General features: G+C 71.8%; 29 protein-coding genes and 1 pseudogene. 18 read left to right on the top strand and 12 right to left on the bottom strand.

All coding sequences use genetic code 11. The annotated features are described in order from the left end of the window. Nucleotides 1-64 precede the first annotated feature (64 nt). On the bottom strand, nucleotides 65-1,360 hold the full coding sequence (locus tag ACIBVN_RS23995) for an ROK family protein (RefSeq protein ID WP_397139780.1): 1,296 nt from the start codon (nucleotides 1,358-1,360) through the stop codon (nucleotides 65-67). A 23-nt stretch (nucleotides 1,361-1,383) separates the two neighbouring features. Between ACIBVN_RS23995 and ACIBVN_RS23990 the strand changes: the two genes are divergently transcribed. The 11 genes from ACIBVN_RS23990 (at nucleotide 1,384) to rbsK (ending at nucleotide 12,836) form a co-directional block, all read left to right on the top strand. After that, nucleotides 1,384-2,643: an MFS transporter gene (locus ACIBVN_RS23990; RefSeq protein ID WP_397139778.1), complete on the top strand. Its 1,260-nt coding sequence runs from the start codon at nucleotides 1,384-1,386 to the stop codon at nucleotides 2,641-2,643. Nucleotides 2,644-2,726: 83 nt separating this feature from the next. Next, complete coding sequence (locus tag ACIBVN_RS23985) at nucleotides 2,727-3,212, top strand: hypothetical protein (RefSeq protein WP_397139776.1); 486 nt, start codon at nucleotides 2,727-2,729, stop codon at nucleotides 3,210-3,212. A gap of 198 nt (nucleotides 3,213-3,410) precedes the next feature. Then, nucleotides 3,411-4,475 (top strand): LacI family DNA-binding transcriptional regulator, encoded by a 1,065-nt coding sequence (locus tag ACIBVN_RS23980; protein WP_397139774.1) that lies wholly within the window; start codon nucleotides 3,411-3,413, stop codon nucleotides 4,473-4,475. Beyond that, nucleotides 4,472-5,386, top strand: coding sequence for a carbohydrate ABC transporter permease (locus ACIBVN_RS23975; RefSeq protein WP_397139772.1), 915 nt, complete (start codon nucleotides 4,472-4,474; stop codon nucleotides 5,384-5,386). Before ACIBVN_RS23980 ends, ACIBVN_RS23975 begins: the two co-directional genes overlap by 4 nt. Further along, nucleotides 5,386-6,204, top strand: coding sequence for a carbohydrate ABC transporter permease (locus ACIBVN_RS23970; RefSeq protein WP_397139770.1), 819 nt, complete (start codon nucleotides 5,386-5,388; stop codon nucleotides 6,202-6,204). Before ACIBVN_RS23975 ends, ACIBVN_RS23970 begins: the two co-directional genes overlap by 1 nt. 9 nt (nucleotides 6,205-6,213) lie before the next feature. Continuing rightward, the gene (locus ACIBVN_RS23965; protein ID WP_397139768.1) at nucleotides 6,214-7,518 is read left to right on the top strand and encodes an ABC transporter substrate-binding protein; all 1,305 of its coding nucleotides are present in this window, start codon (nucleotides 6,214-6,216) and stop codon (nucleotides 7,516-7,518) included. Continuing rightward, nucleotides 7,515-8,480, top strand: a complete 966-nt coding sequence (locus ACIBVN_RS23960; RefSeq protein WP_397139766.1) for an ADP-ribosylglycohydrolase family protein — start codon at nucleotides 7,515-7,517, stop codon at nucleotides 8,478-8,480. The genes ACIBVN_RS23965 and ACIBVN_RS23960 overlap by 4 nt, the downstream gene beginning before the upstream one ends. A 6-nt stretch (nucleotides 8,481-8,486) precedes the next feature. Then, entirely contained in the window at nucleotides 8,487-9,473 is a 987-nt protein-coding gene (locus tag ACIBVN_RS23955) for an ADP-ribosylglycohydrolase family protein (protein ID WP_397139764.1), read from the top strand. Continuing rightward, nucleotides 9,470-10,609, top strand: a complete 1,140-nt coding sequence (locus ACIBVN_RS23950) for an ADP-ribosylglycohydrolase family protein (protein WP_397139762.1) — start codon at nucleotides 9,470-9,472, stop codon at nucleotides 10,607-10,609. The genes ACIBVN_RS23955 and ACIBVN_RS23950 overlap by 4 nt, the downstream gene beginning before the upstream one ends. Next, a complete protein-coding gene (locus ACIBVN_RS23945) occupies nucleotides 10,606-11,955 on the top strand; it encodes an ADP-ribosylglycohydrolase family protein (protein WP_397139760.1) in 1,350 nt (449 codons plus the stop codon). Before ACIBVN_RS23950 ends, ACIBVN_RS23945 begins: the two co-directional genes overlap by 4 nt. Next, on the top strand, nucleotides 11,952-12,836 hold the full coding sequence (gene rbsK, locus ACIBVN_RS23940; RefSeq protein WP_397139758.1) for a ribokinase: 885 nt from the start codon (nucleotides 11,952-11,954) through the stop codon (nucleotides 12,834-12,836). The genes ACIBVN_RS23945 and rbsK overlap by 4 nt, the downstream gene beginning before the upstream one ends. A gap of 2 nt (nucleotides 12,837-12,838) precedes the next feature. On the opposite strand, the gene ACIBVN_RS23935 is transcribed toward rbsK, so the two are convergent. Together ACIBVN_RS23935 and ACIBVN_RS23930 are read right to left on the bottom strand one after the other, a co-directional pair. Further along, a complete protein-coding gene (locus ACIBVN_RS23935; protein ID WP_397139756.1) occupies nucleotides 12,839-13,402 on the bottom strand; it encodes a dihydrofolate reductase family protein in 564 nt (187 codons plus the stop codon). Nucleotides 13,403-13,457: 55 nt separating this feature from the next. Continuing rightward, a complete protein-coding gene (locus tag ACIBVN_RS23930; protein ID WP_397139754.1) occupies nucleotides 13,458-13,982 on the bottom strand; it encodes an NUDIX hydrolase in 525 nt (174 codons plus the stop codon). Between the two features lie 42 nt (nucleotides 13,983-14,024). Between ACIBVN_RS23930 and ACIBVN_RS23925 the strand changes: the two genes are divergently transcribed. Beyond that, nucleotides 14,025-14,234, top strand: coding sequence for a hypothetical protein (locus ACIBVN_RS23925; RefSeq protein ID WP_397139752.1), 210 nt, complete (start codon nucleotides 14,025-14,027; stop codon nucleotides 14,232-14,234). A 22-nt stretch (nucleotides 14,235-14,256) separates the two neighbouring features. Here the strand turns inward: ACIBVN_RS23925 and ACIBVN_RS23920 are convergent, their stop codons facing one another. Further along, nucleotides 14,257-14,952 carry a FadR/GntR family transcriptional regulator gene (locus tag ACIBVN_RS23920; protein WP_397139750.1) on the bottom strand — a complete coding sequence of 232 codons (696 nt, stop codon included), beginning with the start codon at nucleotides 14,950-14,952 and terminating at the stop codon, nucleotides 14,257-14,259. A gap of 221 nt (nucleotides 14,953-15,173) precedes the next feature. Here ACIBVN_RS23920 and leuA point away from each other — a divergent pair, with 221 nt between their 5' ends. Continuing rightward, nucleotides 15,174-16,850, top strand: a complete 1,677-nt coding sequence (leuA, locus tag ACIBVN_RS23915; protein ID WP_397139847.1) for a 2-isopropylmalate synthase — start codon at nucleotides 15,174-15,176, stop codon at nucleotides 16,848-16,850. A gap of 57 nt (nucleotides 16,851-16,907) precedes the next feature. Here the strand turns inward: leuA and pyrF are convergent, their stop codons facing one another. Beyond that, nucleotides 16,908-17,732, bottom strand: a complete 825-nt coding sequence (gene pyrF / locus ACIBVN_RS23910; RefSeq protein ID WP_397139748.1) for an orotidine-5'-phosphate decarboxylase — start codon at nucleotides 17,730-17,732, stop codon at nucleotides 16,908-16,910. Nucleotides 17,733-17,853: 121 nt separating this feature from the next. Between pyrF and ACIBVN_RS23905 the strand changes: the two genes are divergently transcribed. Then, entirely contained in the window at nucleotides 17,854-18,330 is a 477-nt protein-coding gene (locus ACIBVN_RS23905; protein ID WP_397139746.1) for a DUF2283 domain-containing protein, read from the top strand. A 33-nt stretch (nucleotides 18,331-18,363) separates the two neighbouring features. After that, nucleotides 18,364-19,167 (top strand): Cof-type HAD-IIB family hydrolase, encoded by an 804-nt coding sequence (locus ACIBVN_RS23900; protein WP_397139744.1) that lies wholly within the window; start codon nucleotides 18,364-18,366, stop codon nucleotides 19,165-19,167. Nucleotides 19,168-19,224: 57 nt separating this feature from the next. Here the strand turns inward: ACIBVN_RS23900 and ACIBVN_RS23895 are convergent, their stop codons facing one another. From ACIBVN_RS23895 to ACIBVN_RS23875, 5 genes are all read right to left on the bottom strand, one after another. Beyond that, on the bottom strand, nucleotides 19,225-19,476 hold the full coding sequence (locus ACIBVN_RS23895; protein WP_397139742.1) for a hypothetical protein: 252 nt from the start codon (nucleotides 19,474-19,476) through the stop codon (nucleotides 19,225-19,227). 13 nt (nucleotides 19,477-19,489) lie between these two features. Continuing rightward, complete coding sequence (locus tag ACIBVN_RS23890) at nucleotides 19,490-20,101, bottom strand: TIGR00645 family protein (protein WP_397139740.1); 612 nt, start codon at nucleotides 20,099-20,101, stop codon at nucleotides 19,490-19,492. 8 nt (nucleotides 20,102-20,109) lie between these two features. After that, complete coding sequence (locus ACIBVN_RS23885; RefSeq protein ID WP_397139738.1) at nucleotides 20,110-20,253, bottom strand: hypothetical protein; 144 nt, start codon at nucleotides 20,251-20,253, stop codon at nucleotides 20,110-20,112. 136 nt (nucleotides 20,254-20,389) lie between these two features. Continuing rightward, nucleotides 20,390-20,599, bottom strand: coding sequence for a hypothetical protein (locus ACIBVN_RS23880; RefSeq protein ID WP_397139736.1), 210 nt, complete (start codon nucleotides 20,597-20,599; stop codon nucleotides 20,390-20,392). Between the two features lie 87 nt (nucleotides 20,600-20,686). Then, nucleotides 20,687-21,025: a winged helix-turn-helix transcriptional regulator gene (locus ACIBVN_RS23875; RefSeq protein WP_397139734.1), complete on the bottom strand. Its 339-nt coding sequence runs from the start codon at nucleotides 21,023-21,025 to the stop codon at nucleotides 20,687-20,689. A 69-nt stretch (nucleotides 21,026-21,094) separates the two neighbouring features. Between ACIBVN_RS23875 and ACIBVN_RS23870 the strand changes: the two are divergent. After that, nucleotides 21,095-21,748: pseudogene (locus ACIBVN_RS23870) on the top strand (NADPH-dependent F420 reductase); the annotation flags it as partial. Nucleotides 21,749-21,858: 110 nt separating this feature from the next. Beyond that, nucleotides 21,859-22,230 carry a hypothetical protein gene (locus ACIBVN_RS23865; RefSeq protein WP_397139732.1) on the top strand — a complete coding sequence of 124 codons (372 nt, stop codon included), beginning with the start codon at nucleotides 21,859-21,861 and terminating at the stop codon, nucleotides 22,228-22,230. Nucleotides 22,231-22,255: 25 nt separating this feature from the next. Here the strand turns inward: ACIBVN_RS23865 and ACIBVN_RS23860 are convergent, their stop codons facing one another. Both ACIBVN_RS23860 and ACIBVN_RS23855 read right to left on the bottom strand, forming a co-directional pair. Beyond that, nucleotides 22,256-22,912: an endonuclease V gene (locus tag ACIBVN_RS23860; RefSeq protein ID WP_397139730.1), complete on the bottom strand. Its 657-nt coding sequence runs from the start codon at nucleotides 22,910-22,912 to the stop codon at nucleotides 22,256-22,258. 67 nt (nucleotides 22,913-22,979) lie between these two features. After that, nucleotides 22,980-23,651 (bottom strand): hypothetical protein, encoded by a 672-nt coding sequence (locus ACIBVN_RS23855; RefSeq protein WP_397139728.1) that lies wholly within the window; start codon nucleotides 23,649-23,651, stop codon nucleotides 22,980-22,982. 145 nt (nucleotides 23,652-23,796) lie between these two features. On the opposite strand from ACIBVN_RS23855, the gene ACIBVN_RS23850 reads away from it, so the two are divergent. Beyond that, nucleotides 23,797-25,041, top strand: coding sequence for an alpha/beta hydrolase (locus ACIBVN_RS23850; RefSeq protein ID WP_397139726.1), 1,245 nt, complete (start codon nucleotides 23,797-23,799; stop codon nucleotides 25,039-25,041). The last annotated feature ends 15 nt before the right edge of the window (nucleotides 25,042-25,056 follow it).

The raw sequence follows: 25,056 nt of genomic DNA, 5'->3' as shown, positions 1-25,056 counted from the left end.
TTCCATGCGTACAGCCCTTGGCCGGGCGCTGCAAGATCGCTAGCATGGGCCGGACGGGTGCGATCTACAGCGGCCTCGCCCCCTTCAGGGTGGAATGCGTCACATTCCGCTGCTCGGGCGTGTCGCGACCCTGGTCAGGGTGGTTTTCCCGCCATGTTTCGAGACCTTCCGGCGTGAGGAAGGCGTCGAACACCGACTCCATCGCGCCCAGCAGCGCGCCCCGCCAGACCAGAGCCGAGCCCTCGATCCTGGGCGGCTGATCCCGGCGGATCGCCATGAGGCCGGGCACGCAGCTGTCCATCAGGGCCTTCCCGGCCCGTTCGTACAGCTCCACGCCGTGGCCCGAGAGGGTCACCACCTCGGGGTCGTGGGCGTTCACGAGGGCCGCGATGCCGCGTCCGAGCGCTCTGGCGTTGGCCGCGACCGCCTCCTCGCTGGTGGCCAGCACCTGCTCCGCCTGGGTCCGGCCCCTGCCGCCGCCGTAGGCGAGGCCGACGTGGCGCAGCAGGGCGTTCGCGCCGACGTCCATGCCCCAGCAGCCGATCGCGCCGCACGGGCAGAGCCGGTCGCCGCCGGTGAGCGGCATGTGGCCGAACTCGGCGCCCGTGCCGCTCGCCCCGCCCAGCGGCCGGCCCTCCACCACGAGGACGCCGCCGAGGTCGAAGTCCACGTGCAGGTGCAGCCCCACCCGCACCCCCTGCAGCCGCCCCCGCCGGGCCTCGGCCAGCGCCGCGAACGCGGTGTCGTTCCCGACGATCGGCGTTCGCGCCTGCGGGGAGTCCTCGGCGATCGGCGTTCGCGTCTGAGGGGGGTCCTCGGCGATCGGCGTCTTCGCCGCCAGGCCGAGCAGCCGTGGCACGTCGACCGAACGCCAGCCCAGATGGGCGATGTCAACCAGGCCGCCGTGCCGGACCGGACCCGCCAGAGCCACCCCGACGCCGACCACCCGATGCCCGAGGCGGCGCCTGTGTGCCGCGATGGCCTCGCCCAAAGGCCCCAGAGCGCCCTCAGGCGTGCCGTCGTGGGCCTGCAGGCCCAGCACCGTGGTCCGGCCGCCCAGCTCGCAGGCCGCCAGCTCCCAGGCGTCCTCACGTACGTCCACGGCCAGTGCGAGCGGCCCGCGCGGGTGCGGCCCAGGCACCTGCGTCGGACGTCCCCGCGCGTGCTCCCGCGCCGGCTCCTCGTGCACCAGCTCGTCCTCGGCCAGCCCCGCGACCAGCACCGACGCCGTCCCCCTCGCCAGCCGGAGGTCGCGGGTCAGCTGTGACCTGGTGCGGGTGGCCCCGCAGTCATGCACGGCGCGCAGCAGCCGTACCCGGTTGTGCGTACGAAGTTCACCACTTGTCGTAGCCCCAATCACGGTCAACAGTTTATGCTCTAGCCGTGAACAAAAACCTCATTGATGCCAGACGTGCTCGTGCCGGAGTGTTCGGGTTCTTCTTCCTCGCCGGGTTCGTGATGGGTCTGTGGGCCGCCGGGCTCCCGTCCCTGAACGACCGGCTCGACCTCGGCTTCGCCCGGCTGGGCAGCGTCCTGCTGCTGATCTCGGGTGGCGCGCTGGTGTCGATGCTGGTGGCCGGGCCGCTGGTGGACAGGTGGTCGAGCCGCCGGGTGTGCTGGGTGGGCGGTCCCTTCTCGGGGCTGGTCCTGCTGGGGCCCGCTCTCGCGCCCTCGTACTGGTCTCTGGCGGTGCTGGCGGTGCTGTTCGGGATCGGGCTGGGGGTGACCGAGGTCGGCATGAACACCCACTCCGTCGAGGTCGAGCGCCGCTACGGCCGCCCGATCATCTCGGCCTTCCATGGCACGTGGAGCCTGGGCGGGGCAGCCGGCGGCGGGCTCACCGCGCTCATGCTCAAGGCCGGGGTCGACCCGCAACTGCTGCTCATCGTCGCGGCGCTGGTGGTGCCCTTCCTGTACCTCGCGGCGGCGCGCCTGCTGCTGCCCGACTCGCCCGCGCACGCCTCCTCGCCGGAGCCGGGCGCTTCTCGGGGCTCGTCGCTGGGCTGGGGGCTGATCGCGCTCCTCGGCCTGGCCGCGTTCGCCGGCCACCTGAGCGAGGGCGCGGCCATCGACTGGGCCGCGCTGCACGCCCGCACGGTACTGGAGACGGATCCGGCGATGGCGCCGCTCGCGTACACGATCTTCTCGGTGGCCATGACCACCATCCGGTTGCTCGGCGACCCGATCAGGGCCCGCCTCGGCTCGATGCGCACCATCCAGCTGGCCGGCCTCTTCGCGACGGCCGGCTACGTCCTGGTCCTGGCCTCGCCGCTGGCGGCCGGCACCCTGCGGGTCGTCTGCGCCTGGACCGGCTGGGCCCTGGCCGGTGTGGGCCTGGCCACGGTGGTGCCGGTCCTGTTCAGCGCGGTCGGCGCCGCCGGCGGCCGGGTGGGGCGCGCACTGGCCATGGTGACGGCCTTCGGCTACAGCGGCCTCCTCCTGGGGCCCGCGGTGCTGGGCTACGTGGCGGAGGCGTCCTCCCTTCCGATCGCCTTGATCATCCCCGCGGTCCTGGCCGCCGTCGTGACCCTCGCCGGCGCCCCCGCCATCCGCTCCCTGACCCGCCTCTCATCCGCTCCCGCCGACGACTCGCCCCTCGTCGGAGCGGGCGATCACACCGCGGCCGCTCCGGCCCGCGACTGACTCGGGTAACGACAATCGTCCTTCAACGTATGTGGTCATACAATTACTCTCTGTGTAAATGCCCATCTCGGAAAGGGGTTTACATGGGAGTTTCCCGCCGTATTCTCGCCGTCTTCGCGGCGGCGCTCGCGGTCGGCTGCGCGTTCGCCGCCGCCTCCCCCGCCAATGCCGCCAGGCCTGCCGATTCCGCGCGCGCCACCAGCCACAGGGCGGTGGAGGTCACGGATATCAGGGAGATCCTCAACAAAAGGTCTACGCAGGTGACCATCTACAAGGGGGATGGCCAAACCTCGCTCTCAGTCGCGGCCAACGGTCGCTGGGCGGGCTCCATGTGGGTTCCCTGGGTCGGCAACAGCGCTGAGATGGGCGAGAGTATCCGCATCAGCTGGGGTGGCACCGCTCGCTACTGGGTGTTCCAGGATTACTGGAACACCAGCAACCTGGTCAGGTACAGCACCACCTACAGCTACCAGAACAGCTTCCCCGTGCCGGGGAGCAACACCGGCGGCGGCGGGAAGAGCCTGACCATCCAGAGCGACGGCACGCTCCTTCTCCAGAACACCGGCTGACCGTCGGCGTCACGTCCGGCCTACCCCACCGCACCGCGCTCGCCGGTGGGGTAGGAGCCGGTCACGCCCCCGCTTTGACCTGGCGTTACGCGATCGTGACTTGACCTGGGAAGTTACGCCCATGTTTCATGTGCCAAACATCGTAAACGTTTACAGAGCCTTGGTCGTAAACGTTTACAACACCATGGAAGGACAACCTTGGCCGACGGACCCACGATCAACACGATCGCCGAGCGTGCCGGTGTCTCGATCGCCTCCGTTTCGCGGGTGCTGAACGGCCTGCCGACCCGGCAGGAGACCGTGCGCAAGGTGATGGCCGCCGCCGACGAGCTCGGCTACGTGCGCAACGCCGTGGCCAGGTCGCTCAAGTCGCGCCGCACCCACCAGGTCGCCTTCGCCATGGCCGACGTGGGCAACCCCGCCTACCTGGCGATGCTCCGCCAGATCCAGCCCGTGCTGAAGGCCGCAGGATACCGGCTGGTGCTGCACTCCACCGACGCCGTCGTGGCCGACGAGATCGACGTGCTGCACAGCCTGGGCGAGCGGTACGTGGACGGGCTGATCATGAGCCCGCTCCGGGTCACCGAGGCCCACCTCGAGATGCTGGCCGCCGCCAGGGCGCCCGTCGTGATCATCGGCTCCGTGCCCGACGGCACCCGCGTGGACAACGTACGGGCCGACTCCCGGACCGGCGTCCGGCTGGCCGTCGATCACCTGTACTCGCTCGGCCGCCGCCGGATCGCCATGGTCAACGGCCCGCTGGACACCGTTCCCGGCGCCTCTCGCGGTGACGCCTACCGGGAGGCGCTGCGGGACCTGGGCCTGCCTTACGACGAGGACCTCGTGCAGATCGGCGACTTCTACCGCGCGGAGGGGGGCCGCGCGGTGGCGGAGCTGCTCGCCAGGGTCCCCGACGTGGACGCGCTGCTGTGCGCGAACGACCTGATCGCCCTGGGTGCGCTCGACGTGCTGCGGGCGGCGGGGCGCCGGGTGCCGGACGACGTGGCGGTGGTCGGCATGGACGACACCGACCTGGCCGCCGCCTCCTGGCCCTCGCTGACCAGCGTCTCGCTGGGGTCGGCCGAGCGCGGCAAGGCCGCCGCCGAGCTGCTGCTCGAGCGGCTGCAGGGCGGCGACCGCGAGCCGCGGCTGGTCACCGTGCCGCCCCGCCTCGTGGTCCGCGCCTCGACGGCAGGGGAGGCGGCCGCCGGGTTCGAAGGCGCGAGCCGTACCCGTATGGACAGCACGAAGGAGGAGGCGTGACGGCGACCGTGACGAGAGCGGCGCCGCCGCGCGGGACGCGGCGCGCCAAGCGCCGGATCGCGCGCCAGACGCGCGAGATGTGGCTGCTCATGCTGCCCGCCCTGGTGCCGGTGCTGCTGTTCAGCGTGGGCCCGCTGCTGTACGGCATCGGCCTGGCGTTCACCGACGCCCGCAACACGCGCAACCACGAGACGGAATTCGTCGGCCTGGAGAACTTCAGCAGGCTGCTGACCGACGACGAGTTCTGGTCCTCGTTCAGGATCGGCGCGATCTGGTCGGTCTCCGTGACCGTGCTGCAGTTCCTGGCCGCGCTCGGCCTGGCGCTGCTGCTGAACCAGAACCTGCGGTTCAGGGGCGTGGCCAGGGTGCTGGCGGTGGTGCCGTGGGCGATGCCGCCCGTGGTCATCGGGCTGATGTGGAAGCTGGTCTACCACCCCGACGCGGGCATCCTGAACGACCTGCTGGGCACGGACATCAACTGGCTGGCGGACTTCTCGCTCGCGCTGCCCGCGATCATCGTGGTCGGCGTCTGGACCGGGATGCCGCAGACCACCGTGGTGCTGCTGGCGGGCCTGCAGGGCATCCCGAAGGAGCTCTACGAGGCGGGCGAGGTGGACGGCGCGGGCCGCTGGCGGCGGTTCTGGAGCATCACGCTGCCGCAGCTGCGGCCGGTGATCGTGGCGATCACCTCGCTCGACTTCGTGTGGAACATCAACCAGTTCGGCCTGGTCTACGTGCTCACGCAGGGCGGGCCGGGCGGGCAGACGCGGCTGCCGATGCTGTTCGCGTACGAGGAGGCGTTCAGGTACCGGATGGCCGGTTACGCCTCGATGCTCGGCCTCGCCATGGCGATCGTCGTGCTGGCCGTGCTCGGACTGTACCTGTGGCGCCAGATGAGGGAGGCCAAGTGATGAGGCGCGGCCCGCAGTACGTGGCGCTGCTCGCGTACATCGTCTTCCTGGCGTTCCCGCTGGTCTGGCTGCTTTCCACGGCGCTGAAGACGCCGAGGGAGATGGCCCTGGCTGATCCCACGTGGATCCCGCGTGACCCGACGCTGGCCAACTTCGCCGACGCGTTCGGGGAGCAGGACCTCGTCGGGGCCGCGGCGCGCAGCCTGGTCGTGGCGCTGTTCAGCAGCGCGATCACGGTGCTGATCTCGCTGCCGGCCGCCTACGCCATGGCGCGCTACCGCGGCCTGCTCAACAAGATCGCCATCGGGTGGGTGCTGATCAGCCAGGTGTTCCCGTTCATCCTGATCATCATCCCGCTCTTCATGATCCTGCGGGACATGGCGCTGGTGAACACGCTGCCCGGGCTCGTGCTGGTGCACGTTACGTTCACGCTGCCGTTCGCGCTGTGGATGCTCCAGGGGTACGTGCGCGCGGTGCCGCGCGAGCTGGAGGAGGCCGCGGCCGTGGACGGCGCGACCCGGCTGCGCTCGATCGCGAGTGTGGTCGCGCCGCTGCTGGCGCCCGGGGTGGTGGCCACGTTGCTGTTCGCGTTCATCTCGTCGTGGAACGAGTTCATGTTCGCGCTCGTGATCCTGCAGAACCCCGATGTCATGACGCTCCCGCTCACGCTGGTGAGGTTCACCGGCCCCGAGGGGGTGGCCAGGCTCGGCCCGCTGGCCGCGGCGTCGCTCATGGCGACGATCCCGAGCCTGATCTTCTTCGCAATCATTCAGCGGCGACTGAAGTCCGGCCTGATGGCCGGCGCCGTGAAGGGCTAGGAGGCTCATATGCGAATCAGGTCCGCTCTGGCGGCTGCGGCGATCCTCACGCTCGCCGCCGCGTGCGGCGGGGGAGGCGGCGGCGAGTCGTCTTCCGCACCCAACGAGCCAGTCAAGATCAATTTCCTCAGCCTGGCATGGCAGAAGGAGTCCGTCGCCGCGAACAAGCAGCTCGTGGACGAGTGGAACAAGGCCAACCCCAACATCCAGGTCACCTACGTCCAGGGCAGCTGGGACAACGTCAACGACCAGCTCGTCACGCAGTTCGCCGGCGGCACGGCGCCCGACGTGATCCACAACGACTCGCCCGCGCTGTCCGGCTTCGCCGGCGACGGCTACCTGCTCGACCTCAAGGACAAGCTGCCCGCCGAGCTCAAGAACGACATTCCGCAGCCCGCGTGGGACACCGTCACCTTCGACGACGGCAAGGGCGGGCAGGGCGTGTACGGCGTGCCGTTCCTGCAGGAGTCGCAGGTCATCATCGCCAACAAGAAGCTGCTCGACGCGTCCGGCGTCCGCGTCCCGACGCCCGACAACCCCTGGACGTGGGACGAGTTCTCCGCCGCGGCGAAGAAGATGACCAAGGGCGGCAACTTCGGCGTGGCCTGGCCGATGAAGTCGCCGGTCAACAAGACGCTCAACCTGGCGCTCAACTTCGGCGGCACGTTCTTCCAGACGGCCGACGGCAAGACCACGGTCAAGGTCGGGCCCGAGGAGCGCGAGGTGCTCCAGCGCATCCACGACCAGCTCTACAAGGACAAGTCCGCCGACCCGGCAGCGCTCGGCCAGGGCACCGCGGACCCGCTGCCGGCCTTCTACAAGGGCAAGTTCGCGCTGCTGCCCGCAGGTGTGTACCTGCGCCAGCAGGTCGCCGAGCAGGCCCCGGAAGGGTTCGAGTGGGTCACGCTCCCCGCGCCGAAGGGCACGAGCGCCCAGCAGGGCGCGGTCTCCCAGACGCTGTCGATCGCCCAGGACAGCAAGCACCCGGACGAGGCCATGAAGTTCATCGGGTTCTTCCTGAACGGCGCGAACCAGGCCAAGCTCGCCAAGGGTGACTGGCTCCTGCCGACTTCCAAGACGGCCGCCGCCGACCCGGCCATGACCACCAAGGAGAACGGCTGGGACGTGGCCACCGCCTCCGCCAAGAACCTCGTCGTGGCGCCGTTCCTCAAGGTGGGCGGGTTCGACGAGTGGAAGACCAAGGTGGCCACGCCGGTCCTGCAGGAGTACTTCGGCAACAAGATCACCATTGACCAGGCGGCCTCGAGGCTGGTCGAGGACGGCAACAAGGTGCTGGAGCGGTACCAGCGGTGAATTTCCGGGATGAAGCCCGTGGGTGTCTGCTCGGCCTCGCCGCCGGTGACGCCCTCGGAGCCCCGGCCGAGAACCTGCCGCCGTCGGAGATCCGGCGGCGGTGGGGCCGGCTCACCGAGATCGAGGGCGGGGGCACCGATGACACGGAGTACGCCATCTTCGCCGCGTCCCTCCTGGTCCGGCACGGGCACGCGCTGACGTACGCCGACGTGGCGGCCGCGTACCGGCGGGAGGTCATCCCGCGGGTCTCCGGGCCCATGCGGGGGGCCGGGTTCTCCGAGCTGGGCACCGTCGAAGCGCTTCGCCGCGGCATGGAGCCGCCGTTGACCGGGCTGGTGCACTCGCACGGGTGGTCGGACGGCCTCGCCATGCGCGCGGCGCCGTACGGGATCTTCTGCCCGGGAGACCCGGCGGAGGCGGCCCGGCTGGTGGAGCAAGACGGGCTGGTCAGCGGGTCCGGCGAGGGCATCCTGGGCGGCCGCGCGGTCGCCGGGGCGGTGGCCGCCGCGATGGGCGGGGCCTCGGCTGAGGACGTGGTGCGGGCGGCGCTGTCGGTGATCCCCGCCGACTCGTGGACGGCCCGCAACATCGTGCGAGCCCGCACCATCAGCAAGCCGGGCGCCGCCGGCGAGGACGGGCTGCTCGAGGCGTTGCACGAGGCCGTGGTCGTCAAGCATTACCCCTGGACCGACCTGGCTCCGGAGGCCGTGGCGCTGGCGATGGCGGCGGTGCTGGCAGGCGGTGGCGACGTCGAGGAGTCCGTGACGTTCGGGGTGAGCCTGGGCAGGGACGCCGACACGATCGGCGCCATCGCCGGGGCCATCACCGGAGCCATGCGGGGAGAGCGCGGCGTGCCCGGGCGATGGGCGGCCAGGATCGGACCCGTGACAGGCAAGTGCCTGCCCGTCGTGGCCGGAAAGCACGTGCTGGACGTCGCCGACGAACTGGCAGGAGGACTGTAGATCACCATGTCGGGGGACAGAATCAGAGGGGCCTTCGCCGGGCTCGCCGTCGGTGACGCCGTGGGCTGGCCCGCGGCCAGGCACCGGGCGGCCCTGCATGCCCCCTGGAGCAGGCGCCTGCACAGGGAGCTGGACGCGTTCGCCGAGGAGCACCGGGTCACCACGCTGCCGGTCCCGTTCGCGCTCAACCAGCCCACGGCCCCGCTGGCCATCGGACCGTCCGACGACGCCGAGTGGCTCGCCTGGACGGTGCTCACGATCGACCGCCCGAGGGCCGAGGCGTTCAGGGAGCTACTCGAAGACGGGACGCCCGGGATGCGCGAGGGAGTGAGAGCGCGCATTTCTGTGGCCACCGCGCTCGACAACCTCGCCAAGGGGATCGAGCCGCCCGCGTCGGGGCACGACAATCCGCACCACTTCGACGACGCCGCCGCCGTCCGGGCCGTGGCGTTCGGCGCCCTCGGCCGGGACCCGGCACAGGACGCCCAGGTGACGAACGCCTACGACGGCGTCTTCGGCGCACAGGCCATGGCCGCCGCCGTGGCCGAGGCCGTGGCGTCGGGATCGGCGGCGGGCGCGGTCGAGGCGGCGCTCGCCGTACTGCCGGAGGACACCGCCATCGGCCGCAACGCCCGGCTGGCGCTGGCCGTCACGCGCGCGGCGGGCGACCCGTTCGCGGCCGCGCCCGCGCTCGACGCCGCGCTCCTCGACCACGTCTACAGCTACGGCGTGGGCGCCGCGCAGACCGTTCCGGTGGCGCTGGCGCTGGCCGAGGCGGCGGGCGGCGAGCTCGCCCGCGCCGTGCCCGCGGCGGCCTGCCTGGCCGCGCTGGCCGACTCGGCGCCCGCGCTGACCGGGGCGCTGGCGGGAGCCTGCGGCGGGTACGAGGCGATCCCGGAGGGGTGGATCGCGTCGGCCCGCACGCTGGCCGGTTGTTGCCTGCCTGACCTGGCGGGCCGGGATCTGATCGAACTATCGGAGGGAATCGCATGACGCCGCTTGAAGACAGGGCCACTGGCTGCGTGGCGGGGGCGGCGGTCGGTGACGCGCTGGGCGGCGCCACCGAGGGCTGGACCCCCGAGCAGATCGTCGACAGGTACGGGGGCCGCGTCGAGGGCATCGTGCCGCCGTTCAACGAGGACTGGCGCAACGCCCGCCCCATCGCGCCCTACCACAAGGGCGACGGGCACATCACCGACGACACGTTGATGACGCACGCCCTGATCCGCGTGTACGAGAAGACCGGCGGGCACCTGGACGCGTACGCGATGGCCGACCACCTGGTGCCGGAGCTCATGGGCGAGCGGCGGTGGATCCCCGAGCTGGAGGCGGAGGCGCTGCCGCTGCAGCGGATCTTCCTGGCCGAGAAGTGGATCGTGGCCAGGCTGCACTACGGGCACGTGGACCCGCGCGAGGCCGGTGTCGGAAATATCGTGAACTGCGGCGCGGCCATGTACGTCGCGCCCGTCGGCATCGTGAACGCCGCCGACCCCGACGCCGCCTACGCCGAGGCCGTCGACCTGACCGGGGCGCACCAGTCCAGCTACGGCCGTGAGGCCGCCGGGGTCATGGCCGCCGCGGTGGCCGAGGCCATGCGCCCCGGAGCCAGCGCCGACTCCGTGGTCGCGACCTGCCTGCGCCTGGCCAAGGACGGCACCAAGGCCGCCATCGAGTCGGTCTGCGAGGCCGCTGCCGGGCTCGGGCACTGGGACGGGTCCTTCGAGACGTTGCGTGCCGCCATGCGGCCCCACGACACGGTCGCCGACACCTACCGCGACCAGGGGCTGGGAGCGCGGCGGCCGAGCCGGGTGCACAGCATCGAGGAGCTGCCGCTGGCGCTGGGCTTCCTGGTGATCGCGAAGGGCGACTACCGCGACACCGTGCTGGGCGGCGTCAACTACGGGCGCGACGCCGACTCGATCGCCTCCATGGGCGGGGCCATCGCGGGTGCGCTCGGGGGCCTGACGGCCGTCCCGCCGGAGTGGGTCGCGCAGGTGGGGGCGGCCAGCCGTACGGACCTGGTGGCTCCGGGGCTCGTCATCGCCGAGGTGGCGCGCCGCGTGCACGCCGACGACCTGGCGCGGCGCCGCGGCCACGAGGCCGCCTTCGCCGCCCTGGACCGCCCATGATCCGCCTCACCTGGGTCCAGCCGGAGGACCTGATCGGGCACGAGCTCCGCCAGGCCGCCGAGGACGGCCGGACCTCCGGCCCCGACGGCGACCGGGTACGGGCGATCGCGGCACGGTGGCACGCGGCCGGCGGCCACGACGCGCCCCCGCGCGCCGGCGCCTCAGAACCGGGGGCCGCGCGGCTGCGGGGACTGGCGGAGGAGCTGCTGGACGAGCTGGCCGCGATCCCTTCGCCGCTGGACGAGCCCTCTGACCTGGCCGCCATCATCGCCGCCTGCCCCGCCTGGCCGGCCCCTGGTGAAGCCGGGCCCGTCTCCGAGGCGCGCGTGCTCGGGGCGTGGCTCGGGCGGGCGGCCGGGTGCGTGCTGGGCAAGCCCGTGGAGAAGATCCCGCGCGAAGGCATCAGGGAGATCGCCGAGGCCACCGGCAACTGGCCCATCCGCGGCTGGTTCACCGCCAAGGGCCTGCCGGACGACGTCGCCCGCCGCTGGCCGTGGAACCGCCGCAGCGCCGTCAACTCGCTCGCCGAGAACATCGACGGCGTCCCCGAGGACGACGACCTCAACTACCCGCTGCTGGCCCTGTCCGTCCTCGAGCGCCACGGCCGCGACTTCACCACCGCCGACGTGGCCAGGCTCTGGCTGGACGAGCTCCCCGCGGGCCGCACGTTCACCGCCGAGCGCGTCGCGTACCGCAACCTCCTTGACGGCGTCGAGCCCCCGCACACGGCCACCCACCGCAACCCGTTCAGAGAGTGGATCGGCGCCCTGATCAGGGCGGACGTGTACGGCTGGGTCAACCCCGGCGACCCCGCCGCGGCCGCGGAGCACGCCTGGCGCGACGCCAGGCTCACACACACCGCGAACGGGATCTACGGGGCGATGTTCGTGGCCGCGATGTGCGCCGCCGCCATGGTCGCCACGGACGTGGCGGAGGTCGTACGGGCGGGCCTCGCCGTGGTGCCGGAGCGCTCGCGCCTGCACGAGGCGGTACGCCTGGCCGCCGCCGACGCCGCACGCGAGGACGACTTCGAGCACGTCATCGACCTCCTGCACGAACGCCACGGCGCCCTGCACTGGGTGCACACCGTCAACAACGCCGCCCTCATCGCCGCCACGCTCATCCACGGCCGGGGCGACTTCACCGCCACCATCGCCGGAGCGGTCGCCGGAGGCTGGGACACCGACTCAGCTGGGGCCACGGCCGGGTCCGTCGCGGGCGCGCTCAACGCGGGCGTGCCGGACCGGTGGCGCATGCGCAACAGCCTGGCCAGCAGCCTGACCGGGTTCGACGGGGTGGGGCTGGACGCGCTGGCCGCCCGCACTCGGGGGATGATGAGAGCATGATCTCGGTTTTCGGCAGCGCCAACATGGACCTCGTCGCGTACGTCTCCGAAGCCCCCAAGCGGGGCGAAACGGTGACCGGGCACCGGTTCAGGACCGTGCCCGGCGGCAAGGGCGCCAACCAGGCCATCGCCGCCGCCCGCGCGGGCGCGCAGGTGGTGTTCCTCGGGGCGGTGGGCGACGACGGGTTCGGGGCGGAGATGCGTGCCACGCTGGTGGCGGCCGGTGTCGACGTACGCGGCCTGCGCCAGGTGCCCGGTCCCAGCGGCATCGCCCACATCGTGGTGGACGACGGGGGCGGCAACTCGATCATCGTCGTACCTGGCGCGAACGGCACCGTCACCGGCCCTTCTGGCGACGACCTGGCCGCCATCGCGCGCTCGGAGGCGCTGCTGCTCCAGCTCGAGCTGCCCATGGCGGCCGTCGTCGCGGCCGCCCAGGCCGCGCAGGTCTCCGGCGTGCCGGTCTTCCTCACCCCCGCCCCCGCGCAGCCGCTGCCGGACGAGCTGCTCGACGCCGTCACGACGATCGTCCCGAACGAGCACGAGGCCGCCGCCATCACCGGCGCCACCGACCCGGAGGCCGCACTCGACGCGCTGCTGGAGCGGGTCGAGGAGGTGGTGATCACGCTCGGCTCCGAGGGCGCGCTGTACGGATCCCGGTTGGGGGAGCGGCTGCGGGTGCCGGCCGTGAAGGTCGAGGCGGTGGACACGACGGCGGCGGGCGACACGTTCGTGGGCGCGCTGGCCGTGGCGAGGTCGGAGGGGCAGGGCATGGCCGACGCCCTGGCCTTCGCGTCCACGGCGGCGGCGCTGTCGGTGCAGCGCGAGGGCGCCAGCACCTCGATGCCGACCCGGCACGAGATCGAGAACGCCCTGCCGTAACGTCACGCCCGCTCGTACCGCAGCAGCGCCACCCGGGAGTCGAACGTCCGCGTCTCCACCAGCCGCAGATCGACCCGGTCCTTCTGCGGCAGGAACAGCGGCCGGCCGCCGCCGAGGACGACCGGGTGCACCATGATGTGGTACTCGTCGATCAACCCCAGCTCGGTGAGTGCGCCGGCCAGCCGCGAGCCGCCGTTCAGCAGGAGGTCCTTGCCGCCCGACTGCCGCTTCAGCTTGGCGACCTTCTCGGTGAGGTCCCCGGAGACGATCCTGGTGTTCCAGCCGGCCTCCTCCAGCGTCGTGGAGAAAACGACCTTCGGGGTGCTCCGCCAGATGGGCGCGAACTTGAGGTCGTGCGGGTCGTCCGAGATCGACTCCGCCTGCGGCCAGTAGCCGGACATCATCTCCCACACGACACGCCCGTACAGGAAGCTGCCCACGCGGGCGTTGATCTCGTCCCCGTACGCCGACAGCTCCGGCCCCATCGCCGGCCAGTCGAACTCGCCGTTCGGCCCCTCGATGTGGCCGTCGACCGAGGTGTGGACCCAGTAAATGAGCTTGCTCATGTGGTGCTCCTTATTCGTCGTTCTCGTGACGTAGTCGGAGCCGGTCGCGTGTTCTCTACATCCCTCCTGAAGATTTTTTCTCGTGCGTCCATCCGAGCCTGACCGGGGCGGCGGGCCGTACCCCGGCCAGGAGGCCCGGCAGCAGCCCGGCCAGCCCGGGCGGGAACACCCGCTCCTCGGCGGCGCCCAGCTCGGCGGCGCTCCACCAGTGGTTGCCGTGCCGGAAGTCCTCCGTCTCGTAGTCCTCCAGGGCGGTGGGCGCGACGGTCGCGGAGGCCACGCGGGCGAAGAAGTACGTGTGCACGGAGTAGAAGTGCCGGCCCAGGTTGGACCACTCGCCCTCGTTCACCGCCACGGGGTCGCCGAGGTCGGCGGGGTCCAGCACGTGGCCGGTCTCCTCCAGGGCCTCGCGAACCGCCGCCTCCACCACGGTCTCTCCCGCCTCCAGCCCGCCGCCGGGCAGGTGCCAGGCGGGCTCCTTGGGCCACGGGTCCGGCGGGACGAAGCGGAAGAGCAGGACGCGGTCGTCGGGGGCGGCCAGGATGACGCGGGCCGTGGGGCGCGGGGTGCGGATGATCATCCTTGAACGGTAACAAGGCAGTTTCTGGGGCAGGTGGTGACTATGACCGAGAATTCCGACGAGCTGCCCGAGGCGGTGCGGGGGATCGACGGGGAGAGCGACCTCGTCGCGGAACGGTCCTTTGCCACCACTCCGAAGTACCGTCGTCCGGTTCCCGCCAATCCACCCGAGGAGTGGGAGGAGCCCGAGCCGGAGGAAGAGCTGGACGAGGACGAGGACGTCATCCGCCCGGACGCGGGCCCCACGGGCTAGCCGTATCGAGACGGGAACGCTGTCAGTGGCGCTCGCCGTGCAGGAGGGCGAGCGTCTGCTCCAGCTCCGCCTGCAGGATGCCGCCGGCCGCGTCCCCGTCTCCCCGCCGGATGGCCGCCACCAGCGCCGCGTGCGTGTCGTGCCCGGGATTACGGTCGTGCGCGCGCAGCCCGAGCACCTCCACCAGATCGATCAGCCCTCCGCGCAACGCGGGCGCGAACTCCGCGAACAGATCGGTCAGCACCGGATTGCCGGCCGCCGCCACGACCGCCATGTGCAGGGCGATGTCCGCGTCCACGAACGCGGCGTCGTCCTCTGACGCCGCCCGCGCCCGCGCCTCCAGCGCCGACTCCAGCGCCGCGAGGTCCTCGTCCGTACGCCGCCGCGCGGCCAGCTGGGCGGCCTGCGTCTCGACCATCATGCGCACCTCGTAGACGTCCGAGATGGCGGCCCGCCGCAGCCTGGCCGGCCAGTCCTCGGCAAGTTCCGTGGCGATCACGAATACCCCCGCCCCCTGGCGGGCCTGCACCAGCCCTGCCCCCGCGAGGGCACGCAGCGCCTCGCGGACGGTCGAGCGGCCCACCCCGAGCGCCTTGGCCAGGGCGTTCTCCCCGGGCAGGCGCGTCCCCACCGGCCACTCGCCCTGCGTGATCTGCTCGCGCAGGTGCTCGGTGGCCTGCTCGACGAGCGGGCTGGGGCGGAGGGAGCCGAGCGGCATCGTCAAGCACCTCTCAGGTTGTCTGAGGACCTGTGTTGTGGTTAGTGTAGCCGCCATGACGTCGCACGGTGTCCGTTTCGGGCTCCTTCTCGGCCGCCGCGACGGGGCCTGACCGGACCGGCACCCCGTCGCGGTGGTCGGGGTGCCCGCCGGTCCTTCCCACCGACGACGGAGAAGGAAGATCAACCGTGTACGACTGGAACCGGCAGCGCCCCAGCGCCATGCCGTACCACCGCTACAAGCCCGCCCACGAGCGCGTCGAAGTGCCGCACACCGACCGCGCCTGGCCGTCCGCGCGCATCACGCGAGCCCCGCTGTGGGTGCCCGTGGACCTGCGCGACGGCAACCAGGCGCTGGCCGAGCCGATGGACCCGGCACGCAAGCGCCGGATGTTCGGCCTGCTCACCGGCATGGGATTCAAGGAGATCGAGGTCGGCTACCCGTCATCCAGCCGGCTGGACTTCGACTTCGTCCGCGAGCTGGCCGCGCCCGGGGCGGTGCCGGAGGACGTGACCGTGGTCGTGTTCACGCCGGCCAGGCGGGACCTGATCGAGCGCACATTCGCCTCGATCGAGGGCCTGCCCCGCGCGGTCGTGCACCTCTACACCGCCACCGCCCCCACCTGGCGCGACGTGGTGCTCGGCCACGACAGGCGCGAGCTGCGCGCCCTGATCATGGACGCCGCCGGGCACGTCGCCAGGCTCGCGGAGGGCCGCGACGTGCGCTTCCAGTTCTCGCCGGAGGTGTTCAACCTCACCGAGCCCGACTATGTGCTGGAGGTCTGCAACGAGCTGACCGCCCTGTGGGACGCCTCCCCGGACCGCCCGGTGATCCACAACCTGCCCGCGACCGTCGAGGTGGCCACCCCCAACGTGTACGCCGACCAGATCGAGTACATGCACCGCCACCTGGACCGCAGGGACGCGGTGATCCTCTCCGTGCACCCGCACAACGACCGCGGCACCGGCGTGGCCTGCGCGGAGCTGGCCCTGCTTGCGGGCGCGCAGCGGGTGGAGGGCTGCCTGTTCGGCAACGGCGAGCGCACCGGCAACGTGGACCTGGTGACCCTCGCGCTCAACCTGCACTCCCAGGGCGTCGACCCCATGGTGGACCTCTCCGACATCGATGAGGTGCGCCGGGTCGTCGAGCACTGCAACCGCCTGCCGGTGCCCGACCGCCACCCGTACGCGGGCGACCTCGTCTACACCGCCTTCTCCGGCACCCACCAGGACGCCATCGGCAAGGGCCTGGCCCACCACGCCAAGCGGGCCGCCGAACTGGGCGTGCCGCCGGAGCAGGCGCCGTGGGACGTGCCGTACCTGCCCATCGACCCCGCCGACGTGGGCCGCGGCTACCAGGCGGTCATCCGCGTCAACAGCCAGTCGGGCAAGGGCGGCATCGCGTACCTCCTGCGCACCCGCTACGGCGTGGAGCTGCCGCGCCGGATGCAGATCGACTTCTCGTCGGTCGTCCAGCGGGCCACCGACGGCAGCGGCGAGGAGATCACGGCCGAGCAGCTGTGGGAGCTCTTCCACGCCACCTACCTGGCCCCGGGCGAGACCGGAGCGCTGGCCGCATGGAGCACGAGGGAGACGGGGCCGGGCTCGCACGAGTTCTCCGGCACGCTGCGGTCGGGGCGCACGCTGCACGGCACCGGCAACGGCCCGCTGTCCGCGCTGACCGCCGCGCTCGCCGCCGACGGGATCGACGTCGACATCCTCAACTACGCCGAGCACGCCCTGGACCCCGGCCGGGGCAGCCGCGCCATCGCCTACGTGGAGGCCCGGGTGGACGGCGCCACCCGCTGGGGCGCGGCCCAGGACACCTCGGTCCTGACCGCCTCGGTCCACGCGGTGCTCGCCGCCGTCAACCGCGTCCTGGCGGATGTGCCAGGCTGATCAGCGGATCTGAGGAGGCCGGATACTCCGGCTACGGGAGGCGTTCGGGATCGCGACTCACTTCTGAGTCGCGATCCTCGCGTCCAGGTGGGCCGCGCACTCGTCCCGGAAATGGAGGACGCGTGAGCGCAGCCGCTTGGGGTCGGCCAGCACGGCGCGGGAGACCGAGGGCACCACGGCGTGCCGCACCGGCCCGAACAGCCGCGCCACGTCGGCGGGGGAGGCCCCCTGGGCGCCCAGCCCCGGCGCGAGGATGGGCCCGTTGAGGTCGAGCAGCGAGTGCTCCAGCTCGGGCAGCGTGGCCCCCATGACGACCCCCACAGGCCCGAACGGCGTGTGCCCGGCGTTCGCCGCGGCCGCGCCGGTGAGCACCTGGTCGGCCACGAGCCGCTGCAGCGGGGCCGCCTCCGGGTTGGAGGTGCGGGCCAGCACGAACACGCCCGCGTCGTTGGCCAAGGCCGAGGTGATCGCCCCCTCCAGCGAGCCGAACCCGAGGTACGGGCTCAGCGTCACGGCGTCGACGGCCAGCGGGCTGCCCCGGTCGAGGTAGGCCTCGGCGTAGGCGGCCATCGTGCTGTCGATGTCGCCCCGCTTGGCGTCGAGCAGCACCAGCGTGCCGGCCTCGCGCAGGTCGGCGATGGTGCGCTCCAGCACGGCGATGCCGCGGCTGCCCCAGCGCTCGAAGAAGGCCGACTGCGGCTTGACCACGGCCGCCACGTCGCTCACCGTGTCGACCACCGTGCGGCTGAAGCGCTCGAGACCGGCGGGCGAGTCGTCGAGCCCCCAGGCGTGGAGCAGCGCCGGGCTCGGGTCTATGCCCACACAGAGCGGTCCGCACTCGTCGAGCCTGGCTCGCAGGCGTGTGCCGAACGAATCGTTCATCTCAAGGGCCCCCTAACGACCTCCGCAGCCTAGCTCCCGTGGCCACGGCCAGGAATGTTTACTGCCGCGCCGATATGAACAGGTGTCTTCCAGGAGTGGCCTTGGGGGTAGATCAGCCTACATGTACGAGATCGCCCAACGGGTGCTGGTGCTGCGTACCGATCCGCCGCGCGATGTCACCGTCACGGTCGGCGTGCCTTATGAGGAGCCGACGGGAGATTGGTCGTGTCCGTACCGGATCGACGGGCTTGACGGGTGGGAGCACGAGCGGAAGGTCACCGGGCTCGACTCGCTGGAGGCGATCGAGCTGGCCCTGGCCATGGTGCGGGCCGCGCTGGCCGGCTCCCACGAGGCGAGGGAGGGGCTGCTCCACTGGGATGAGGCGCCGTCGGAGCAGCGCCCGCGAACGGTGTACGTGAGCTTGGACAAGATCCGCGATGCCGCCTATATCGCGATAAAGCATGAAGTAGCGCCAGATGAGGTGGCAAATCAGGTCGCGGCGGAAGGCGTCGTGCTCGACTTCGGCGACTCCGGGCAGCTCCTGGGCCTGGAGCTGACGAACGCGGCGACGCGGCTCCCGCCCGAGATGCGGATCTGAGGACGCCCGCTCCTGCCCGGGATAATCGGCACCGTGTGCAACACCACTCTCCCGCGTATCGTGGCCACCGACCTCGACGGCACCCTCCTCAACTCCTCCGGCGTCATCACACCCCGCACCAGGAAGGCTCTCCAGCGCGCCCGCGCGGCCGGAGCCGAGATCGTCTTCGTCACCGCCAGAGCGCCGCGCGGCATCCGCGCGATCGCCCGCCAGGCCGGCGTCTCGGGCACCGCGATCTGCAGCAACGGCGCGATCGTGTACGACCTGGCCACCGACGAGATCACCGCCAGCCACCTCCTGGACCGGGCGGCGGCCAGGAGCATCGGGCAGGCCCTGTCCGAGGCCCTGCCCGGCGTCGGCCTGGCCGTCGAGACCGGCAGAAACCTGCTCACCGAGGCCGCGTACACCCGGCGCATCGAGGACGACCTGGCGTACCACCGCGAGGTGAGCTCCGTGTTCGACGGCGATGACCCGATCGTCAAGCTGCTCGCCCTGTCGCCCGGCCACACGGCGGACGAGATGTTCACGGCCGTGATCGCGGCGATCGAGGGCCAGGCCGAGGTCACGCACTCCGGCGTGAACGGGCTCCTCGAGATCAGCGCTCCCGGGGTGACGAAGGCGGGCACGCTCGACGCGCTCTGCCGGGAGCGCGGGGTGGAGTCCGGCGAGGTGGTGGCGTTCGGTGACATGCCGAACGACCTGGCCGTGCTCACGTACGCGGGCGCCGGGTACGCCATGGCCAACGCCCACCACCTGGTGCTGGCGGCGACCGAGCGCCGGACACTGTCCAACGACGAGGACGGGGTGGCCGCCGTACTGGAGGACCTCTACGGCTGACCCGCGGCACGCGAACCTCGCCTGCCTTGGTGCCCGCCCCCGCGGGCACCAAGGTGTTCAGGCGTCGTCGTCCGACACCCGCGAGGCGCCCTCGCACGTGCCGGGCGACTTGCTGAGCACCGGAAGCAGCGCGCCGCAGGTGCTCACCGGGAGCGACACGGGCTCGACGATCTCGTCGTTGAAGATGATCACGTCGCCGATGAGGGACGGGCCGCCGCCCTGCGCGGCCGCGTCGTCGGCGTACGCGGCGTGGGGGAACAGCGCGCCCGCCATTACGGCGGCCACCGCCGCGCCCGCCGGCCGCATCACAGGAGCGCCCCGGCTAGGCCGCGACCCTCTCCTGCTGCAAGGGCGACTGCCGCGCGCCTCCGTTGGAGTCCTGGTCGCGCCGCGCACCGGCCATGATCCGGTCGATCAGCGCCAGCGTCAGCGCCGAGACCACGAAGGTCAGGTGGATCAGCGTTTTCCATAGCAGTTCCCTCTCGGTGATGGTCGGTCTGGACGCGTTGATGAAGATCTGGAGAAGGTGGACGGACGAGATGCCGATGATCGCCATGGCCAGCTTGACCTTGAGCACGTTGGCGTTGACGTGGGAAAGCCATTGGGGCTGGTCGGGGTGGCCCTCGATGCGCAGCCGCGAGACGAACGTCTCGTAGCCGCCGATGATGACCATGATGAGCAGGTTGGAGATCATCACGACGTCCACGAGGCCGAGGACGATCAGCATGACGGTGGTTTCCGCAGGCGAGCCGCCGAACCCGAGTTCGACCAGATGGAGCAGCTCCATCATGAACCGCCACACGTAGACGACCTGGGCGATGATCAGCCCCAGGTAGAGCGGCGCCTGTATCCATCGGCTGAGGAACATGAAGTAGCCGACATGCCCGAGCACGGTGCGGGACTCGGCCGGGTTGTCGGCCCGGGGCACCTGCACGAGTCGCACTAGGACGTCAGGACGTTGATGTGCTGGATCCAGGTCACCACCTCGACAATGGGCGGGCCGCCGGCGTGGTGGTCGAGGGTGACGAGGGGCACGGCGCCTGCCAGCGCGAGTGCGGCGACGGCGGTCAGGACTCGGGCCTTCAAAAGGTTCTCCTTGCTGCTCTGGCGCTATCGGATGAACTGGGCGTGCGCTGTCGGGGATCCGGCGGCGCGGCGGGCCGCGCCGCGCCGCCTTCGCTGGATAACCGGGTGGGAAGGGGGCGTGCCCGTGCCGGGCCGGTCAGGGCTGCAAGCAGTGCACGGCCGGCACCTCGGCCGGCACGCCGGGGGCGGTCGGGTCGATCAGCGTCGTGACGTCGGCGCCGGACTCGACCAGGCAGGGGATCACGTGGAGGGGATCCACTACGGCGTAGGATGCCGGGGCGGTGAGCAGGGTCAGCCCGCCGGCGACGACCGCGGCGGCGATGATCCGGCGTGGGGTGAAGCGCATGGAGCCTCCTGGGTGTAGGTAAAGGATGACCATCATCTAGCTACCCAGAGTATTGGCTCGGTAACGCTCTGTATTATTAGAAGTTTTTCAGACTTCCCAGCGGTCCTGAGCCGCCATGACCTCGTCGGCGTGGTCGTGCGCCCAGACTCCGAACGCCTCGATCGGGCCGAGCAGGGTGCGGCCGAGATCGGTCAGCTCGTACTCGACGCGGGGCGGGGTCTCCGCGTAGGCGCGGCGCACGACCAGTCCGTTGAACTCCAGCCGGCGGAGCGTCTCGGTGAGGACCTTCGTGCTGATGCCGCCGATCTCCTCGCGCAGCCGTCCCGGACGGCGCGGGCCGTGGCGCAGCGCCCAGAGGACGACCGCGTTCCAGGTGTTGGCCAGCAGGTCGAAGGCCAGCCTTGCCTGGCAGTCGGCGATGAACAAAGGAGCCTCCATTAGGCACCGAATGGTGAGCGACGTCCTCTCTACAGTCCTTTTACCAGTTCAACAAGGAGGACGGACATGCGTATCGGGATTCTGGGAGCGGGCGGAATGGCGGACGCCCTGGGCACGCAGTGGGCCAGGGCGGGCCATGAGGTGATGATCAGCGGGCGGGACGTGCCGGTGAGCGGGGCCCGGGCGGAGAACATGACCGCACAGGCGCAGGGCACGGTCGTGCGCGCGGGAAGCTGGGCGGAGGCGGCGGAGTTCGGGGAGGTCGTGATGGTGGCCGTCAGGCAGGCGGGGCTGGCCGGCGTGCTCCAGAGCGCCGGTACGGCGCTGCGTGGCAAGCCCGTCATCGACGTCGCCAACGCCGAGGGCCCCGGCGGGTACGACCCCACGCGCCCGATCGCCCCGATGATCCGCGAACTCACGGGGGGCCACGTGGTGAAAGCGTTCAACCTGTGCCACGTGGACGTCTGGCGGATGACGCCCCCGGTGTTCGACGGCAGGCCGCTGGCCGTGCCGCTGTGCGGTGACGACCCGGCGGCGCTGGCGGCCGTACGCACCCTGGTCGCCGACCTCGGCTGCACGCCCGTGGACGGCGGCGGGCTCGAGCGGGCGACCCTCCTGGAGGCGACGGCCACGTTCATGATCGGGCTCTGGTTCGGCGGCGCCGACGCCCAGGCCGTCCTCCCGCCGAAGTCCCACTCGGGCGTTTCATAGCAGGGCGTACGACGGGCGTCGTATCGGGGATGACGACGACCGGCGGATGCGCCGGCGGCCGTACCGGCAAGATCCTGGAGGCCTGCACACCAGGTCAAAGGAGAAGTCCAGTGGTAACCCAGGTCGCCAAGGGGAGCGGGTATGTGACCGCGTTCAAGGCCGTCGTGGTGCTCAACACGCTGTCCGTGCTGGCCCAGGCAGTGACGGCCGGGCAGCTGATGAGCGGGGGAGGGGCGGGCGGGCACGGCACAGGTGCGCTCGCCGTGCACGTGCTGGGGCTGGCGCAGCTCGTCTCGGCCGTCCTGCTGTGGCGCCCGGGCCGCGGCGCGGGCTGGCCTGCGCTGGTCAGCCTGGCGGTGCTGCTGCTCGGCTTCGTCCAGTCCGCCATGGGCGGCTCGGGCGTGCTGGCGGTGCACGTGCCGCTCGCCATGGCCCTCTTCGGCCTCAGCGTCTGGCTCCTCGTGTGGGCCTGGCGCCGCTGATCTCCGTTCGGCCAGGTAAGGGGAGTCAGGCGGGGTGACGGGCCAGATGGTCGGCGCGGCGGATCGCCTCCGGGAGGCGGTAGCGGGGGGCGAGGCGGAGCGTCTGGTCCGTGGCCGTGTCCAGGGAGATGCGGTGGCCCTGGGAGACGTACACCGGCTTGACGCCCCGCTGCGTGCGCAGCGCCCGGCCCACGACGGAGCCCTCGTGGACGATCGGCGACCACTCGCCCCGCTCCGGCCCGGGCATGTCATGCGTGCCGACGAAGGGCGTCTTGCCCACGCCGAGCGCGGGCAGGCCGGTCAGCACGCCCAGGTGGCAGGCCAGGCCGAAGCCGCGCGGATGCGCCAGTCCGTACCCGTCGCAGACCAGCAGGTCAGGCGTGGCGGTGAGCCGTTCGAGCGCCTCCACCAGTGTGGGCAACTCGCGGAAGGCGAACAGGCCGGGCACGTACGGGAACGCCACCTCGCCCTCGACCACCACCTCCTCCACCGTCGCCAGCGTGCCGGCGTCGAGCACGACGACGGCGGCCGTCAGGGAGTCGCCCAGGTAGTGCACGTCCAGGCCCGCCACCAGCGAGAAGGCGGTGGGTCCTGTGAGCTCGACGTGCCCGCGGAGCCGGTCCTGGATGGACTCCGCCTCGGCGACGGTGGTGGGCCATGGGTGAAGCTGCTTTACCTGCACCCGGCCTGAGCGTAGTGGATCAGCGACCGCCGCCGCCCTGCTCGCGGAGGCGGTCGCCTGAGTGGCATCAGGGGTAGTACGCGGCCAGCTTGGCCTTGATCTTGGCGACCGTGCCGTCAAAGGGCATGAGCTGCGGGTCGCCGTGCCGGTAGTCGAGGAGGTGGACGGCGTACACGGCGCGGCCCTGGCGGACCACGGCGACCCAGAAGTGGTGCGTGATGGTCGAGTACGGGTTGACGGCGGCGGTGACGCGCAGGACCTCCATGCCGTCCGCCTCACCGGCCTTGGTGATGTCGAAGACCGCCGTGCCGGTCTCGGCCGGCGGGTTACGGTCGACGCAGGTGGTCAGGTCGGCCCGCCATTGCCGCTCGAAGGCCGCCGCGTCGTCCGCGCTGGAGAAGACCCAGACGTCGTTGTAGGAGTGGAACCACGTCGGCGTGGAGAACCTGGCGCTGACGCCCGCGATCGCGCCGGTGCCGCGCCCGTACTGCCAGCAGGTCGGGCCGGTGACGTCGGGCTCGAAGTACGGGCTGACCCATGGATCCCCGTACGGCTCCCCGACCGGGGGCTGATCCGCCTTGGTCAGCAGCACTCCGCGGTCGACTCCGGCCTGGGCCGCACCGGCGACCTGGGCGGTCGAGGCCGGAGCGACCGAGGCGGTCGCGGGGAGGGCGGTGAGAAGCATCGCGCTGACGACAGTGGCCCCGCTCAGGGCGGCCCGGGCCGCGGCTAAGTGCATGAGGTGTCCTCTCTTCTGGGCTTGACTCGCGTCATGTGTGAGAGTCATACAAAGTTTTAACAAGCGTTGATCGAAGCGCAACAGAGATCGCGAGAGTTCGCGGCGCCGGCCGGCTCCGGGACGTCACATCTATAGGCTCGGAACTATGAGCGAAGTGCTAGTGGCGGTCGGTCCCGGCGTGGTGGCCGACGACGAGCTGCTCGCGGAGATCGCCACGCGCGAGTTCACCGCCCTGGGCGTCTCCGGCACGTTCGTCCATGCCCGCGACGCCGCCCACGTCCTGTCCCTGGTGAGCGGCGCTGCCTCCGCGGTCGTGCTGCCCGGGCCTTCGGACGAGGTGCGCGCGCTGATCGGGCGGCCGCTCGGGGCGGTGGTCTGGGTGGACGTCGAGCGCGCCGACGGGGTGGTGGCGGGTGCCGGGGCCACGCACCTCCACGGGCGCGGCGTCGGCGGGCTGACCTGGGGGATCCGGCACGCCGTGCACCGGGTACGGCACCCGTCCCGGCGGATCGCGTACGGGGCGCTGCCGGATCAATGGGGCGACCTGTACCTGCCGGGCGGCGGATCGGAGGGCGGGCGGGCGCCGGTCGTGGTGCTCATCCACGGCGGCTACTGGCGGTCGATCTGGGCGGCCGACCTCATGGAGCCGCTCTGCGTCGACCTGGCCGGGCGCGGGTTCGCGGTGTGGAACCTCGAATACCGGCGCCCCGACCTGCATGGCTGGCACGCGACCACGGCGGACGTGGCGGCGGGGCTGGCCGCTCTCACGACGGCGCCCGTCGATGACGCCCTGCCGGGATCCGGGCCGGTCGGCCGTGATGCCGCGCCAGGTCTCGCCGAGGTCGCGGCCTCCCTGAACCTCGGCAGGGTCGCCGTCGCCGGGCACTCGGCGGGTGCCCAGCTCGCCCTGCGCGCCGCGGCGGACCGTGCCCAGGCGGACCGTGCGCGGGCGGCGGGGCAGGGCGCTGCGCCGTCAGGTGCCGCGGGTGAGGGAGCGCGGATCGTGCTGGCGGTCTCGCTGGCAGGCGTGCTCGACCTCGTCCAGGGTGACAGGCGCTGGCTCAGCTCCGGCGCCGTCGCCGCCGCACTCGGCGAGCCCGCGCCCGCCGCCGACGACGACGGGAAGGGGCCGGGCGGCGAGGCCGTGCGTCTGTACGCGGAGGCGTCACCGCTCCTCCGCCTCCCCCTCCACGTACGCCAGCTCATCGTCCAAGGCACCGCCGACGACCTGGACCTGGTCGACTTCAGCCGCCGCTACGCGCGGGCCGCCGAGAAGTCCGGGGACGACGTGACCTACATCGAGATGCCGGCCGGCCACTTCGACGTCATCAACCCCGCCACCCCGATCTGGCAGGCCGCGGCCCGGGCCATCGTGAGCGCGCTGAGATAGGAGGGGCTCCTGGAC

The sequence above is a fragment of the Nonomuraea sp. NPDC049400 genome, from assembly GCF_044466425.1.
Taxonomy (GTDB): domain Bacteria; phylum Actinomycetota; class Actinomycetes; order Streptosporangiales; family Streptosporangiaceae; genus Nonomuraea.
This window is presented reverse-complemented; position numbering and strand designations above follow the sequence as displayed.

What these genes read in the sequence shown, in the direction of transcription:
- ACIBVN_RS23985 (WP_397139776.1), top strand. Translation starts at nt 2,727, where the DNA reads ATGGGAGTTTCCCGCCGTATTCTCGCCGTCTTCGCGGCGGCGCTCGCG.
- ACIBVN_RS23970 (WP_397139770.1), top strand. Translation starts at nt 5,386, where the DNA reads ATGAGGCGCGGCCCGCAGTACGTGGCGCTGCTCGCGTACATCGTCTTC.
- ACIBVN_RS23965 (WP_397139768.1), top strand. Translation starts at nt 6,214, where the DNA reads ATGCGAATCAGGTCCGCTCTGGCGGCTGCGGCGATCCTCACGCTCGCC.
- ACIBVN_RS23955 (WP_397139764.1), top strand. Translation starts at nt 8,487, where the DNA reads ATGTCGGGGGACAGAATCAGAGGGGCCTTCGCCGGGCTCGCCGTCGGT.
- ACIBVN_RS23950 (WP_397139762.1), top strand. Translation starts at nt 9,470, where the DNA reads ATGACGCCGCTTGAAGACAGGGCCACTGGCTGCGTGGCGGGGGCGGCG.
- ACIBVN_RS23945 (WP_397139760.1), top strand. Translation starts at nt 10,606, where the DNA reads ATGATCCGCCTCACCTGGGTCCAGCCGGAGGACCTGATCGGGCACGAG.
- rbsK (WP_397139758.1), top strand. Translation starts at nt 11,952, where the DNA reads ATGATCTCGGTTTTCGGCAGCGCCAACATGGACCTCGTCGCGTACGTC.
- ACIBVN_RS23935 (WP_397139756.1), bottom strand. Translation starts at nt 13,402, where the DNA reads ATGAGCAAGCTCATTTACTGGGTCCACACCTCGGTCGACGGCCACATC.
- ACIBVN_RS23930 (WP_397139754.1), bottom strand. Translation starts at nt 13,982, where the DNA reads ATGATCATCCGCACCCCGCGCCCCACGGCCCGCGTCATCCTGGCCGCC.
- ACIBVN_RS23925 (WP_397139752.1), top strand. Translation starts at nt 14,025, where the DNA reads ATGACCGAGAATTCCGACGAGCTGCCCGAGGCGGTGCGGGGGATCGAC.
- ACIBVN_RS23920 (WP_397139750.1), bottom strand. Translation starts at nt 14,952, where the DNA reads ATGCCGCTCGGCTCCCTCCGCCCCAGCCCGCTCGTCGAGCAGGCCACC.
- leuA (WP_397139847.1), top strand. Translation starts at nt 15,174, where the DNA reads ATGCCGTACCACCGCTACAAGCCCGCCCACGAGCGCGTCGAAGTGCCG.
- pyrF (WP_397139748.1), bottom strand. Translation starts at nt 17,732, where the DNA reads ATGAACGATTCGTTCGGCACACGCCTGCGAGCCAGGCTCGACGAGTGC.
- ACIBVN_RS23905 (WP_397139746.1), top strand. Translation starts at nt 17,854, where the DNA reads ATGTACGAGATCGCCCAACGGGTGCTGGTGCTGCGTACCGATCCGCCG.
- ACIBVN_RS23880 (WP_397139736.1), bottom strand. Translation starts at nt 20,599, where the DNA reads ATGCGCTTCACCCCACGCCGGATCATCGCCGCCGCGGTCGTCGCCGGC.
- ACIBVN_RS23855 (WP_397139728.1), bottom strand. Translation starts at nt 23,651, where the DNA reads ATGCACTTAGCCGCGGCCCGGGCCGCCCTGAGCGGGGCCACTGTCGTC.
- ACIBVN_RS23850 (WP_397139726.1), top strand. Translation starts at nt 23,797, where the DNA reads ATGAGCGAAGTGCTAGTGGCGGTCGGTCCCGGCGTGGTGGCCGACGAC.